This is a genomic window from candidate division TA06 bacterium, from assembly GCA_004376575.1.
GTDB lineage: Bacteria > Hydrothermota > DG-26 > E44-bin18 > E44-bin18 > E44-bin18.
Genome location: SOJN01000087.1, coordinates 1 through 16,342, shown reverse-complemented (window position 1 = coordinate 16,342; position 16,342 = coordinate 1). Strand labels below are relative to the sequence as shown.

Annotated in this window: 7 protein-coding genes; 6 read left to right on the top strand and 1 reads right to left on the bottom strand. The window is 52.9% G+C overall.

What is annotated here, in order from left to right; genetic code table 11:
* The first annotated feature begins 140 nt into the window (after positions 1–140).
* From E3J62_07765 to E3J62_07740, 6 genes are all read left to right on the top strand, one after another.
* Entirely contained in the window at positions 141–3,713 is a 3,573-nt protein-coding gene (locus E3J62_07765) for a T9SS type A sorting domain-containing protein (GenBank protein TET45307.1), read from the top strand.
* A 593-nt stretch (positions 3,714–4,306) separates the two neighbouring features.
* Positions 4,307–4,897, top strand: coding sequence for a hypothetical protein (locus tag E3J62_07760; protein ID TET45306.1), 591 nt, complete (start codon positions 4,307–4,309; stop codon positions 4,895–4,897).
* Between the two features lie 428 nt (positions 4,898–5,325).
* Positions 5,326–5,967 carry a hypothetical protein gene (locus E3J62_07755; protein ID TET45305.1) on the top strand — a complete coding sequence of 214 codons (642 nt, stop codon included), beginning with the start codon at positions 5,326–5,328 and terminating at the stop codon, positions 5,965–5,967.
* A 162-nt stretch (positions 5,968–6,129) separates the two neighbouring features.
* Positions 6,130–8,820, top strand: coding sequence for a hypothetical protein (locus E3J62_07750; protein TET45304.1), 2,691 nt, complete (start codon positions 6,130–6,132; stop codon positions 8,818–8,820).
* 173 nt (positions 8,821–8,993) lie between these two features.
* The gene (locus E3J62_07745) at positions 8,994–11,333 is read left to right on the top strand and encodes a T9SS type A sorting domain-containing protein (protein ID TET45303.1); all 2,340 of its coding nucleotides are present in this window, start codon (positions 8,994–8,996) and stop codon (positions 11,331–11,333) included.
* A gap of 941 nt (positions 11,334–12,274) precedes the next feature.
* The gene (locus E3J62_07740) at positions 12,275–15,436 is read left to right on the top strand and encodes a T9SS type A sorting domain-containing protein (protein ID TET45302.1); all 3,162 of its coding nucleotides are present in this window, start codon (positions 12,275–12,277) and stop codon (positions 15,434–15,436) included.
* A 304-nt stretch (positions 15,437–15,740) separates the two neighbouring features.
* On the opposite strand, the gene E3J62_07735 is transcribed toward E3J62_07740, so the two are convergent.
* A complete protein-coding gene (locus E3J62_07735; GenBank protein ID TET45301.1) occupies positions 15,741–16,028 on the bottom strand; it encodes a GIY-YIG nuclease family protein in 288 nt (95 codons plus the stop codon).
* Positions 16,029–16,342 lie beyond the last annotated feature (314 nt).

Genomic DNA, 16,342 nt, shown 5'->3' with positions numbered 1-16,342 from the left:
GCTTTCTATATAAAGAGATAGAAAGCCAGCTAATGGGGCAAATTGCCCTAAAATGGCCCGATGTGCGGCAGATTTGCCCACTCTGACCAGACAGCCTCTTCCCTCCTTCAGTGACTTAAGTCACTTGAGGCTAAAGAGTTATGGTGCGATTATCCTCTCTTCTTCTCATGGCATGTTTTTTGCCGTATCATTTCGTGACACACCACAGTGTGAGAAAGGGGGTGGTTCGACTAATAAGTCCCAGATCTCTCTACAAGAAGGAGGTGATGGAACGAGCCTTGATTGATAGTCCTTTCCTTTCAAGGAAAGAAAGGATTTTGACCTACTTGTGGCTAAGGAAGGAAAAAATGAAAAAACTGGAACCTAAGTGGCTTGCCGGACTAGCGCTTGTCCTGGTCGGTCTGCTTGGTCTTGGTGTCCACAGCAGTTTCACCTCGGAGTTCGCGAACAGCGTTAGGGAAGCTTCTCCAGAACTCGAGGTGACTGCGCCCCCGGACCAGTTGGTGACCGAGGAGGCTGCTCCCGAGGCAGAGAAGATCGAAACACGTCCGTATCCCGGCAAAGAGAGGTTTCTGGAGGCGCAGGAAAGATATGAGCGCATGGAGTCTCTCTTCATAGAAGGAAAGGTCAGCAAAACCGAATTGAGGGAAGCCCTGAGGGAGTTGAACGAAGTAGCGCATTCTCTGCGACCTGAGGGGCCTGATGCCTCTCCTGGTAAACCACGGAACCCCATGGCCCAGACATTCTGGGGACCAGAGGATTTCCAGGGCGGTTTACCATCGGGTTGGACAATTATTGACTATCTTAATGACGGCAACACGTGGCAGCATTCGACGACGATGAACTGCTCTCGCTCCAACATGACCGGAGGAAGCGGAGATTTCATGATTGTCGACTCGGACTGCGACGGTTCAGGCGTTCATATGATCGAGGAGTTGATCACCCCATCGATCAACATGTCCGGGTATTCTGACGTCCACCTCCATTTCAACAGCTTTTATAATTACCTTTCCAACGACTATGCCGACGTCGATGTCTCAACAGATGGAGGCTCAACCTGGAATAATGTCGCTCATTACACCGGCGACCACTCGGGCCCGCAGAATGTAGATATTTCTGCATATGACGGCATGACGATCATGATCCGTTTCTTGTACAACGACAACAACGGTTGGATGTGGTATTGGGAGATAGATGACGTCGAGCTCGTCGAGGAAGTGGAAATTGGATGCGACGGCCCCTACGAAGAGGACTTCAACGTCAATAACGGCATGTACGTGGGAACGGGTTCATGGCAATGGGGTGTACCAACTTATGGTCCTCCTGGTGCCTATTCCCCTCCCTACTGCTGGGGCACTAACCTGTCTGGAAATTACGGTAACAATGCATGTGATAGGCTCACTTCCATAAAGCTTCAGGCAATAGCAGATGGACCCATAATGCTATACCAGCACTGGTATAGTATCGAGGGCACCTGGGATGCCTATAACGTCGAGGTTTCTGTTGACGGCGGCCCGTGGACTGTTGTTGCCACGACCCCATATTACAACCACACCTACTCCTATTCGGCGTGTATCTCCGGGCTTTCTTTCAGCGGCAACTCCGGAGGTTGGCAGGAAGTCACCCTACCCCTGAACGGAAGTCTGGGCAACCCCAATCTGACGACAGGACAGACGGTGAAAGTCAGGTGGACTCTGAGTAGCGATTTCTCCATCACCTATCCGGGTCTTTACATTGACGACGTCTGTGGGAATGATCTTGAGCCTGCACCGCCCAGCCATGATGCTGAGCTGCGCTACGTCAACTATCTTCCCGAAGAGGTCGTGCCAGGCGGTGAGTCCATCGAGATTATGGCAATCGTGGCCAACATAGGAGAGATCACCGGCGATATCTTCGACGTCGTTTTCTATCTCGACGGCACAGAGGCAGCAAGAATTCAGACTGCTCCGCTTGATCCCGGCGACATCGATATAGTCAGCTGGAATTACGCGCCTACCCCGGAATACGCGCCTCACGAGGTCTGCGTGGAGGTTGAGGTCGAGGACGATCCGTCTCCTGGCAATAACGGACCGATCTGTTCGGACAAGGTGATGGCAACAGAGACATGCGCCAAGATACAGTACTGGAATGGCTCTCACGATAACGCATACGTGTTCAATTCCGTTGCGTGGGGTGCCCTGGATCCCGTGTGGGCCATCAAGTGTCCGTCAGCCGGACCCTGGGGTTCGGTCTTCAGTTACGGCGGCGTATATCTCTTTTACGAGGACAGCCCGCTGTGGCTCATCTATGGTCACTGGCCAGATGGTGGTGACATCGACGACATAAAGCTGGGCGTATGGCAATCGGATGACGTCGGCAACCCTGTTGAGCCTGCAGTCGGGGAGGTCACCGTGGCACATGACGGTGTTCCACCTGCCTGGGTCTACTACGTCGCGACTCCAGGTGACCTTGTATTGGGTAATGGGCCCTACTACTTCGGGATGGTCTCGCTGGATCCTAACCCTGACGGTGAAGGAATTATCGTAGGCCTACCCCAGACACCAGGGGTGAACTTCTGGCGTGTGCAGGACGCGTGGGCTCCGGCAGGTATTGCCTACGACCTGGCCCTGAAAGCGTGTGCAACGCCTGCACCAGCAGACCCTGACCTCGACATTGACGACGACTACGCCAACGTTGACCGAAACAACATGGAACTTGTCGGATCAAGGTCGAAGAAGAATGTGATAAGCAGAACCTACGGCTACTTCGTCCTTGTGAACCCGAAGGAGGACGCGGCTGGCCACGGCAATGTCGACTACTGGGATGGTCCGGGTAACTGCGACTTTTGCAGGATCGACTACGTGGCAAGCGATCTCGAAAACTACGAAGAGCAGAAGTCGATTCTGGCAGCGAGCATCAGCATGCTGCAGTGTCCTCAGAACCCAGGGAATCCTCTACCTGGAGACCCTCTCGCTCAAGGTGATGCTAGAGCGGTGGTCGTTGAGATAGTGATCCCTGACAGTGTTGAAACTGAGAAGGCTAAGAACGAGATGCGTGTCTACAGAGGAACGGTTGAGGCAACAGGTGTTTGCTGTGACCCGATCTGGTTCCCCGGAGTAGACTTCCCCGATTCTGACCAGTTCACCTTGAAGCTCGTCGTCACAATAGGAAAGCCAGGAAAGGTTCTGCCTAATTCGTTTGTCGGCGAATGGGGCGACAAGGGCTTCATCCTCTCTTGGGGGGCATTCGACTTCGCGGAGTCCTTCAACCTCTACCGTGCGAATGAAGACGGTGAGTTTGTCAAACTGAACGATGCACCTCTACCCGGAAACACGAGCTACACCGACGGAAATGTCGTCGAGACCGGGACGTATCAGTACAAGTTTGGCATCATCGCCGATGGACAAGAGGTTATCTTCGGACCTATGACGGCTGTGCCCATTCCAAGGACCCCGACACTTATCAGCCTTATGCCGACCGCGCCGAACCCGATGAGAACGGAAACGACTATCAAATACACGCTTCCTGACAATGCTGAGGTTTCCCTCAAGGTCTACGACGTGACCGGTGCCCTTGTGAAGACTCTGGTGAATGAGTCCGTTGAGGCAGGTTATCACTCTCTTCTCTGGGACGGCACCAATGAGACCGGAAATGAGGTCGCCAACGGTGTCTACTTCTACAGACTCACCACAGGAGACTTCAACCAGTCACGCAAGCTAGTTGTCTTGAGGTAAACACTCTTACGACCATTCAAGGCCCCCCGTTCCAGAGGCGGGGGGCTTCTTTTGCCCCTCCCCCATCTACTGCTCATCCCACATCACACTTGGATTGCTACGTCTCCCCCTGCCTGCCCCGTTTCTCACGGAGTGAGATACACGGGGAGCTTGTCGAAGGGTCGGTTATGCCTCTCCTCCATCGGCTCACGCCGACGAAGGACTGAATATGTCTCGCTCCATCTTACGATGGATCGGACCTATCCAGCTCGCAATGACAGGAGGTGGTGTCATTGCGAGCCCGACGTAGCTAAGAAGAGCGAAGGCGGGCGAAGCAATTCAGACGTCAGATGAGTCCTATTCGTCCTTCGACACTCTCAGGATTTCGTCCCTCGTCCTTCGATATTCTCACCCTCCCATTTATCTCCTTCGCCTGAACTCAGGAGACCGTGAAACGGCCCGGGCAGGTGGCGCTACTCCGAAACCTTAAACTTTGACGCATTTCAGACTTCGAATAACAGTGGCATTTTCCCTTGACTCAGAAAGAGGGAGACAGTATCTTGGGAAAGCCTCAGAAAAATCGATGGTAGATATCTCACTCAGGAGACTTGGGTATGTTTAGAGCCTTCTTTTCTATACTGTGCGTCGTTCTTGCGATGGGAGGATGTAAAAGAGACGAGCAGCCGCAGGATTATTACCCGATGGCCAAGGGGAACAGGTGGGTCTATGCGACTGGAGATCACTCAGATAGACTCACCTATGAGGTGGACGCGAGTGTAAGGATGTCGAACGGTGAAAACGCCTGGAGGATGGTGCGCAATTGGGACCTGCCGAGCAAGTCACTCCTCATGGTCGATTCCATTTACATCGTCAAGAGGGAAAATGAAGTGGTGGCGTACAGTTCTCTAAGAGACACGACGCCGGACGTACTCCTCAGGTTTCCCCTGGAAGTGGGAAAAAACTGGGTGGTGTCAAGCCGGGACAAGTATACCATAAGTGTCACTGTAACGGCCCTGGAGGCGGTGAACGTCTCCGGGAAGACCTTTAAAAGGTGTTTCAAGCTGGAATCGAGCAGGAGCGAGCAGGACTCAGTAGTGGTATCTGGCTCAGAGTGGTATGCGCCCGGTGTGGGAAATGTTATGACCATTATCCGCAAGAAATCCCATGTCCGCGAGACGAAACTGGTCGACTACACCGTCCACTGATGTGTCAATGAATAGCTTCCTTCAGTAGCCCAGCCCCTCAGTTTTCAAGCATAGCCCATGCCTTTGTCAAGAGAGCTTGCCCTCCCCTCTTGTGCCTGGTGATGCCAAAGCGTATTGGTCTGATTGTTCCATCGGGCCAGAAGTTATTGCTTGTTTGCGGACCTTTCCAGGTGAACCCTCCGGGCCAGGCGGGCGTGCAGGTTTTGCGTTAGATGGGTGCTAGAGATGCACTACCCTTGGTATATGAGAAGAGAAAGGCGCACCACAAGGCCCCGAACACCAACTTCCAACTGGCATGATACTTGCGCTATTCGATTATGGGGTTTGCCGCCGAAAAAAATGCTTGACAACACGGGGAAGGATGGGATACCTTAGACGAAATGAAATCGCCCCTCAGCACATTTGCCTTTCATTAATGGAGCTTCAGCTTGGTTAGAGCTGCATTTCTTGTCCTTTCTATTCTGTTCGTACTAGTCGGCTGCAGAGAGAAATCCCCAATCCAGGGAGAGGAGGTGAAAGCTGATTATTTCCCCTTGGCTGAGGGTAACCGTTGGGTCTATGTGGGAGGGTCCGCTGACAGCCTCGCTGACACGATCACCTTTGAAGTCGCGGAGATGGAGACGCTTTCCACGGGGAACCCTGCCTGGAAAATCAGGCGCAACTGGAAGCGGTTAGGACAATCTGGAGTGGATTTTTTCTACATTGAGAAGAGGGCGAACGAAGCGGTGCTTTATTTGAGTAAGACAGATCCAAATCCAGACGTGTTTCTCAAACTCCCGCTATCAGATGGGAAGACCTGGTCGAAAGTAACAGGTAGGATGGTGAAGGATCCGGAAAAGGAACCTCTCAACATAACAAAAACCTTCACAGTCACATTCGCGGACACTGTCACCGTTTCCGACAAGACCTATGAGAAATGCTTCAAGGTAGAATCCCACGAGAAGGCACCGGATGCGACACTGATGTCAACTTATGATTGGTATGCTCCAGGCGTGGGACGTGTCAAGTCTGTCATGAGGTCATCCTCGCGTGATTACAAGATTCGGCTGATCGACCACGCGCTTCACTAGTTAACACTTCGCAAAGGTGATCGAGAGTGCCAGATAGCATCTGCAGAAAAGACTTGACCAGACGTGTGCGTTCCACTAGACTTCCACAAGTCCGACAGGACTTTGGGTACATTTCACAAAGGATCGTCGCGAACGATCGCAACGATAAGAGGAGGTAGAGGAATGAGTATGTCTAAGTCGTCGCTGGTACTTTTGGTTTTAGCGGTTCTGCTGGGTTCCGGGATCGCTTCGGCTCAGACCGACTTCTTGATCTGGGATGCCGATCTTAATGCCAACAGCGGCCCAGCCATTGAGACCGCCTTAACCAGCAAGGGATTTCAGGGTATCTATACCACGGACATCAACCCTTACCTTGGAAGCCTTACGGACTACTGCGCCATCTTCATTTGCCTTGGCGTCTACGACTTGAACTATGCCCTGTCGCCAGGAGCCATTGTAACCGCACTTACAAGCTACCTGGACAACAACGGAAAGATCTACATGGAGGGAGGAGACACGTGGGCCTATGATACACCCACCGCCCTCCACGCCTACTTCAACATCAATGGTCTTGAGGATGGATTCGGTGATGTGGGAACGGTCCTGGGGCAGGGAGGGACCTTCACTGCGGGCATGTCCTTTAACTATTCCGGGGACAACGAGTACATAGATCGTCTGGATCCGATAGCAACTGCCGTTGTCGTCTTCGCAAATCAGACACCCGCCTACAATAACGGAATCGCTTACGACGATGGCGGTGGCTCCTATAAGACGGTTGGCGCGTCCTTCGAGTTCAGCGGTCTGGATGACGCCACGCCACCTAGCACGAAGGCTGACCTGGCTGACTCCATCATGTCATTCTTTGGATGCGCACCTACACTATGTGACTCAAATGTCTCGGTTGTTAGCATCAATAATCCGGGAACGTGGGTTGCACCGAATTCGCCGACAGCACCCCAGGCTACAGTGCAAAACATCGGCCTGATGACTGTTAGCTTCGATGTCACATGTGTAATCGACACAGCAGGAAGCCCCGTCTACACCAACACCCAGAGCGTTGTTGACCTGCCTAGCGGCAACTCGCAGGCCGTTAACTTCGCGAATTGGACTCCTGGTGGGGTGGGGACTTGCTACGACGTTACCGTATACACGCAACTGGTCGATGACTGCCAACCCGAGAACGATACGGCGTTTGGAAACACGTGTGCCTTCGACACCTCGTGGACCATCGTTTCGCCCCTGACCACCAACCCGCCAACCATGGACGGGAACATTGGCGGGGCTGAATGGGCCGACGCCGCGCAGCGTGATGTGAGTAACATCCTCGACAATACAATGAGCAATCCCGGGTCCGCATACCTCTATGTTAAGAACGACAGCAACAACGTTTACTTCGGCCTGGATATTATCATAGACAATACCCTGGATGAGTGGGACGCCTTTATTTCGTTTTTCGACGACAACAACGATGGAGCCTGGCCAGTGTGGCCGTTCCCCCTAGAGGGCCAGCTCTATGTTGAGCAGCACGCGGCCGGCGACAGCATTAAGTTCTTCGCTTGGAACAGCGATTCTGGCGTGCAGACTTTCTGCGATGCTGGTGCCCTCCAGGGAGCTGTAGGCTTCGGTTCCGGACGCGTGCAGTATGAGATTGCTCTGCCTCTTCTTGCCATTCCGGATACCTTCTGCGGGGATTACGTTTCTTTGCAGTGTGGCCCTTGCGATACCGTGGGGTTCTGGCTCACCGCCATTGACCTGGGGACTTCTCCCACTTCCTATCCAGCCTGGTGGCCTCCCACTGCTGACTACCCGGGCATGCTGGATCCTCCCAGAATGGGCCAATTGATCCTGTCGTGCGGAGCAATACATGACGGTGGTGCGACCTCTGTCACTGCCCCGCCGGACACCGTGTGTATAGATTCTTCGTACCAGGTGTGCGCCATGGTTGAAAACTTCGGGGCCTTTTCCGAGACCTTCGATGCGGTGGCTACCATCAACGGATGGACAGATACCGTTCAAGTCGTTGATCTTGCCCCTGGGAGTTCTGTCGAAATCTGCTTCGCCAACTACTGGACGGTGCCGTCCTTTGCCGATACCTCATATACTGTGACCATCTGTACTGAGGTTACGGACGACAATAACTCAGCCAACGACTGCGCCTCCAAGTCGGTTTACGCTGACTCATGCATACCGGCCGTGCACGATGGCGCAGTGATTTCCAAACAGTTCCCGCCGGATACTGTCATGACCGACTCTACGTACCAGGTGGAGGTGATGGTGGTGAACTTCGGGAACGTTTCCGAGACTTTCACCGTAGACTTCAACATACCTGCTGCTATCTACGCAGAAACCGAATCCGTATTCAATCTGGGCGCCGGCGCCACCACGTCTGTTTCGTTCGCCAACTGGACGGTCCCCACTACACCTGACAGCTTCTGGTACGCCTGGAGCGCCTGCACTCAAGTGACAGATGACAACAACAGCGCCAATGACTGCCTCATGGATTCGATCTTCGCCTGGACGGACACGACGACAATACCCGGAGTCGAGGAAGGATGGAGAGTGGCTGCCATCCCAACCATCTTCGCCCTGGGGCAGAGCAATCCGAACCCGTTCGATCGGACGACTGCGATCCGCTACCAGATTCCTACTCCAAGACACGTCACTTTAAGAGTGTACGACATCGTCGGTAAGCGGGTGCGCACTCTTGTTGATCGGGAAAAGGGAGCGGGTTACTACACGGCGGTCTGGGACGGAAGGGATGATGGAGGAGAGGAACTCTCCTCTGGAGTGTATTTCTATTGCCTGAAGGCCTGGGCTGGTTCAGGAAAAGAAGAATTTACCGCGACACGGAAACTGGTCGTGATGAAAAAGTAAGGACTCTTGACTCGAGCCAGTTTACTCAAAAGTCTCTCCGTCAACGGGAATCCGGGACGGAGAGACTTTTTCCAAAAACCCTTGACAATTCTTCTGGTTTACTCTAAATTTAGTATTGTATTCGTTGTTAGCCCTTACGAATCCGAAACCTTTCCAAAATTGGAGGTAAGGTGATGAAGAGTTTTAGGCCGTCTCTGTTATTCTTGATTTTGGCGTTTGCCCTGGGTTCCGGGGTCGCCAACGCCCAGACTGACTTTCTGATATGGGATGCTGATGGCAACACAAACAGCGGCCCGGCCATCAGAAGTGCTCTCTTTGGCGCTGGATACGAGGGCGACTACACCACAGACATCAACCCTTATCTTGGAAACCTTACGGACTACTGCGCCGTCTTCATTTGCCTGGGCATCTACGACCAGACTTACATCCTGGCTCCTGGGGCCATTGTGAACGCACTTACCGCCTACCTGGACAACAATGGGAAAGTCTACTTGGAGGGAGGAGACACGTGGGCCTACGACATCCCCACAGCTCTCCAAGCTTACTTCAATATCATAGGTGCCAAGGATGGGTATGATGATCTTGGAACCCTGATCGGTATGGCGGCAACCTTCACTGAAGGGATGACCTTTAACTATTCGCCCACAGCAGACAACCGGTATATCGACCGACTTCTTCCGGACACTGGCGCCGGCGCCTACACCATCTTCGAGAACCAGACCCCTTCCTATGGGTCCGGAATCGCCTATGACGATGGAGGAGGCTTCTATAAGACGGTGGGAGTCTCTTTCGAGTTTGGCGGTCTAGAGGACGGTTCTTCCCCGAGCACCAAGGTGGACCTTGCTGATTCGATCATGTCGTTTTTCGGTTGTGTACCGACGATACATACCCTGAACGTGGCAGTCACCTCCATAAACAGCCCTGGGAGTTGGATTGCCCCCAATACTCCTGTAACTCCCCAGGCCACGGTGAAGAACCTGGGGTCCGACACCGCCAATTTCGATGTAACCTGCGTGATTGATTCACTTGGAGATACCCTTTACACAGACATTCAGAGCGTCGCGAACCTGGATAGCGGTAGTACACAGCTGATAAATTTCGCCAGCTGGACCCCTGATGGAATTGGCAACTGCTACGGCGTCACTGTTTACACTGACCTCTCCGGAGACCAAACACCTGCCAATGACACCCTTGTGACTACGTCCTGTGTTTTCGACACTACCTCGGTGATCGTTTCACAGTACACGTTTGACCCCCCCACCGCAAATGGCTTCATGGCTCCCGGAGAGTGGATTGATGCCACTCGCCGGGACGTGAGTAACATTTTCAATAGTATCAGTCCAGGGGCTGTCTATTTCTACGTTAAGAACGACAACGACAATCTCTACATCGCCATAGATGCCGTTGCTGACGTATCGGAGGAGAGATACGACGTTTTGTGGACTTTCATGGATGATAACGACGACGGGGCGTGGCCCAGGTGGCCCGTCCCCACTGAGGGAGAATTCGCCATCTCGAACATCGGCGCCAACGACAGTGTCAGTCTCAATGCCTTGAATAGCGATTCGTGCAACTGGTGGCCAGTCTGTGACGTTGCCAGAGGCCAGTATGCCAACATAACCTCAGGCAACATGCAGTATGAATTCACTTTATCTCTAGCTGTCGTTCCGGACACTTTCTGTTGGGGTTATGCTGGAATTCAAGCCTCAGCCTGTGATACAATGGGGCTCTGGCTTGCTGTCCTGAATCAGAGTCCAGTTCCGACATGGATAGGCTGGTGGCCGACCAGTGCAGAAGATCCGGCTGGCTGGGCTTGCGCCCCGGGCAAAATGGGGAAGGTAATCCTGGGGTGCCCCGCGAGTATCTACGATGCTGGTGTTGTCTCCCTGGACGCTCCGTCTTGTTTCTGGACCGACTCTTTACATGATGTGCAGGCCACGGTGAGGAATGTCGGCAATATGACCATCGATTCTATCTTTGCCGTCTGTACTATTGACAGCATCGGTGGCAACGCATATACTGGCAACGCGATAGTTTCGAATCTGGCGCCTGGCCAGAACTCCCTGATGAATTTCATACCGTGGGTGGGGCCCTCTGTCTCTCCTGACTCATTCACCATGACCGTCACCATTACTGCTACTCAAGACACATTGACAGGCAATAATGCCCTTTCCAAGACAATCTACGAATGCACTGTAGGAATTGAGGAAAAACTGACAGGACCTCATCTACCCAGGACCTTCGGGCTCTCGCAGAATAGACCCAATCCGTTCTCCCGCAGCACGACGATTGCTTACGCCCTTCCCAGGAGAAGTTCTGTGAGCATCAAGGTTTTCGACGTCGCAGGGAATGAGGTTCGAACTCTTGTGAACAATCTCATCGAGCCTGGATTCCACAGCATATCCTGGGACGGCAAAGATGCTCGGGGCGGCGCGATTGCAACCGGTGTCTACTTCCTGAGGATGGACGCTGGAACATTCAACTCTGTCCGAAAAATAGTGATGCTGAAATAAGTAACATACTCACAGTCAACAGAGAGGGGTGCGCTTAATCAGGCACCCCTCTTTCTAGTTTTGTAGGGGCAGGGTTTCCCTGCCCAGAAAGACGGGCGCGGAAACCGCGCCCCTACAAAGAAAGAACCATATCAAAATGCAGAATGCCGGAGGTTCCTCGCTACGCCTGGGATGACAGGAGGTGGTGTCATTGCACCTCGATTCTCTCCCTTCGGATACCCTCAGGACAAGCGGCATGAACTCACGGCCAAAGGCCGCGAAGCAATCTCACACGTCGCACAACAAGTTTAGCCAGCACCTGATCGGCGACCAGAGAGATTCTCCAGGTTCGCAGTAGCCTCGTCTGCATCACTATACAGTGGTTCATAGAGCATTTTCTGTGGGGCAGAATTAACCATTGTTATGGTGCTGGAATGATTCAGTTTACTTAAGTCCTTGCGAATTACGGGCTTACAGGCACTGGACATCTGGCTCTATGTGACTTGCCAGCCGCCTCCTGAGGACATCCGACTGAGGGCCGTATGTTGTTTCAGCTTAAGTAATGTATAAGTATATCTAAATAGACACCAAATCTGCATCTCAGAAACCCTTGGTTCAGCCTACTGCTTGGGGAAAGATGACACGTTTCACGAACTATCGGGGAGTATTTCCCCATCGCCTTTCCTGTCGTGCATCCGGCGGAACCACCTAAGTCTTTGTATGCTTTAGCTTTAGTATGTTCCAGTCGTGATATGACTGGGTGGCACAAATTTTGCTTTATCATTTTATGCCAACAGGCGAATTGACCTTTGCGTGAAAGGAGGTGAATGTTGCCGTCATATCCCAACAGTGAAGGAGGTGATGCAGGTAGTGTCCGTGCCTTTCCGCGGTTTTTCCGTGGGGAGGAAAATCTTTAACAGTTTCCGTCTTGATTTTGAAGGCGGAAGTTGCGAGGTAGGACAATGAAACGGCTAAGCTTTTTGACACTCGCAGTTTGTCTTCTGTTTGCTGTGGGTGCTTTCGCTGAGACTGCCGGGGTTGTGTCTGCGACCGACGGAGCAGATGCTCAGAGGGCTTACTGGGAGAAAGTGCTTAAGTACGCCGATGTCTTCCCTGGTGCCACGGTTGAGGATTTCCTCTATCAGGAGCCAGGAGAAGGCCAGGCTCTTATGTCTCCCCAGTATATCGCCTGGGTGCAAGTTTTCACCTTCCCCATCAACGAGAGCCCTTACGCTGTCGGTGTGGCTTACAACAAAGACGCTTCTTCGGATGAGCGTTACCAGGTGTCTACAGGCATTTCGCCTGATCAGTATATCCGGTTTTACAGCAGCGCGGGTTCCCAAACCCGTACCTGCACGCAACCGAGCTCCAGTGGTTGGGGTATGAGAGACCTGGCCTGGGACGAATCCAGAAGTGAAATCCACGGCGCTGCTAACGCGTACAGAAGACGTCTGATAATTCTGGACAACTGTCGTAGTCAGTGCAATAATTATCTCACACAGTTCTCTTACCAGTACGGCAGCGCCCATCACGATGGCGGCTCCAGTCCCGACACTATATGGTCCCATTACTGGTACACCAACTGGGGCGCTTACTCGATCAGCCGCCCATCCTGCACCATGACCTGGCAGGGGTATCTGATAAACAACCCTGGTGGTGCTCAGTATGGTATTGCCATTGACAGAACCGGGACTTTCGGTGAGTCCTGGGTTCTCTGGGTCTCCTATCAGTCAGGAACCGGTGGAAACCGCTTGCATGCCCTGAAGAGGAACGGCAGCACCATTGGCTACCAGTCTCTTCCTGGAACTGCTGGCGGGATCGACTTCGTTGATGACTGGGAAGGCACAGGTGCACCTGCTATCATCTACATGAGTCAGGAAAGCCCTGACCGTGTTCGCGTGTACCAGCCGCCTCCAGATAATGACGTCGCTGTCGATGGTATTCTCAAGCCCAGCGATGGGTTCCTCTTTAGCGCAGGCGACGATGTTGAAATCGAGGCAAGGGTGGGCAACCGTGGTACGCAGCCCCAGAGCGACTTCGACGTGCGTGCGATAATCATGGACGGCGCAACTGAAGTCTATAACGAGGTAGTAACAGTCGCTTCCCTCGCATCAGGTGCGACCATTGATGTTACGTTCCCTGACTTCACCATTGCAGCGGCGGAAGTGGCCTATGATCTCGAGATCTGCACGGAGCTGGCTGGCGATGAACAGCCGGGCAACGACTGCAAGTCCAAGACTATCATGGCAGTGGAAGAGTGCGATGTGTACCGCTGCGATGATAGAAGTTCCATAACCAACGCTCAGTACTGGATTGGTGGGTATTACTGGGGTAACGCATACACGCCAGCGGGCTATCCTGCAAAGATTAAGTATATTGGCGCCAAGGTGTGTTCTCCAGGTGGACCTTTCTGGCCATGGCCGAACGCCAATCTGGATCCGTTCGAGCTGGCGGTATTCCTTAAACCCACGGCTACTCCGGATCCTACTCCAGTTCGGCAGATGATCGTTGTGGACGATGGTCTCGCACCATTCGGGGAGGTTTATGGAATCGTATCCCCTCCACTCGAGATCACTAGTGGGGCTATTGTGGCCGCCATGACTCTTCCCAACTACCCGGTCGAGCTAACGGGCGTCTATTGTGACGCGGTCTTCAATTGCTCAGGTAACAGGTTCTACAGGACGAGTACTGGTTTCTGGTATCAATACACCTCAAGCATCGGAGACTGGTATATCTGGGCCTGCATAGAGACTCCTCCACCGATAGAGTGGATGGATGATACGCTCGAAGCGGATGTGGGCTGCGATGTGGTTGGAGCTGGTGGAGAGGTTGCGTTCGACACAGACGTCATGTGCAACGGGGATGTCTCGGACATCGACTTCAGGTCCACGGACCTGGTGAATGCGTCTGGAGACAAGATCCCCAGGACCGCGGTCTCCTTCGATCCGGCTGCCTTCGCTTCATTGGAGCCTGGCGACGTGCGGACAATAGCCGTCACTGTCTCCATTGCTATTGCTCAGCCTGCAGGAGATTATGAGGGTGAGCTCATTGTTGAGGGCATAGCTGCTCCTGGACCTGTTAGCGATGAACTTCCCGTTACTATTCACGTGGAAGAATGCTGCGATCTGGACGTTGACGACGACTACGCGAACCTGACAGCCAACAAGATGACGCTCGTCGCTGTGGAGAGCAAGAAGAGCGTAATCAGCGTAACCATGGGCGAGTTCGTCGTGCTCAGTACGAACGACAAGTTCACCAATGTCGACATGGATGACGGCCCGGGCAACGTTGGCTTCTCGTTCACGTGTTCCTCTACGGATCTCTCCACCTACTTTGATAACAGGAGAGAGATCCCAGGCAGTGCCGTAACATTCACGCCTGATCCGGGTGCTCTTGCCAGCGGCGAAGCGATGAGGGTTGTCCTCACAGCCACGCTTCCTGATAAGCTGCACAGGATGAGACACGATGAGGAACAGTGGGTCTACAGAGGAACAGTTACGGTTACAGCTGACTGCGAAGACGAAGACGACTTCACCCTGAACGTGAATATCGTCAAAGGTCAGGCCGGAACGGTTCTGCCCAACACGTTCGTCGGGGAATTGGATGAGAGAGGCTTGCTCCTGGCATGGGGCGAGTACAGCTTCGGAAAATCGTTCAATCTCTATCGTGAGAATGAACCTGGTGAGTACGTCTTGCTGAACAGGAATCCTATGCCTGGAAGCTCAAGCTATCTCGACGAGAACATTGTTGAGGGTGGAACGTATGCGTATAAGTTTGGCGTCATCGACGAGAACGGGAAAGAGACGGTCTTTGGTCCGATGACTGCTGCTATTACGCGAAGGCCGACTTCAGTCAGCCTTATGCCGGGCGTTCCCAACCCGATGAATTCGGAGACGGTGATTCGCTACACCATCACGAACGAATCTGAAGTTTCCCTCAAGGTCTACGATGTTACGGGTTCTGTTGTGAAAACTCTGGTGAATGAGTCAGTGCCAGCCGGCTATCACTCAGCGGTCTGGAACGGCACCAACGACGCCGGAAACAAGGTCGCCAGTGGTGTCTACTTCTACAGACTCACTGCTGGAGACTTCAATCAGTCCCGCAAGCTAGTTGTCTTGAGGTAAACACTCTTACGACCATTCAAGGCCCCCCGTTCCAGAGACGGGGGGCTTCTTTTGCCCCTCCCCCATCACCACCAAATCACGAAACTCCCATCCCATCCTCCCCACCGCACCCGAAATTCTCTACCACCATACCCAGACCCACCGGAAAATCGAAAATCCAAACGAAGGCTTTCGCCTGCCCCGTTTCTCGCGAAGCGAGATACACGCGGTCGCCCTGACGGGCTCCGAGTTTATGCCGAGCGAAGTCGAGGTGCAATGACAGGAGCGGGTGTCATTGCGGGCGGCCAAAGGGCGCGAAGCAATCTCACAGGTCGTAATACAAATCTCGCCACTCTCTGTTCATGCTTTTAATCAAGAGAATCTTCCTCTTCCTGGAACCACCCTTGATCCGCTTTTCTCTTGTAATGCCGTCTAGCACATTTCCAAATACTTCGTAGTAGACCAATTTGGTGATATTGTATCTCCTCGTAAAACCCAACACTAATCCCTTCTTGTGCTCCCATACTCTTTTCTTCAGATCGCTAGTTATTCCAGTATAGAGGACGGTGTTATGTCTGTTTGTCATTATATACACAAAATACTGTTTGTTCATTTGGCACTCCATTGAGATTGCTTCGTCGCTCACGCTCCTCGCAATGACAACTATGTTCTTTGTACATCGCTACAAGCAGACTTTCCTTCAACACTTACTGTGAAACAGAGAAAGGGTGTCATTGCGAGCGGCCAAAGGGCGCGAAGCAATCTCAATGGTCACAGAACAAGTCTCTAAAGTGCCTGTCCGTTCACATCACATTTAGATTGCTTCTTCGCCCTAACGGGCTCATCGCAATGACAGGAGCGGGTGTCATTGCGGGCATATTACTCAAGAATGTGGCCTGTTTAGTCATGTCGGACACAGGCGAAAGT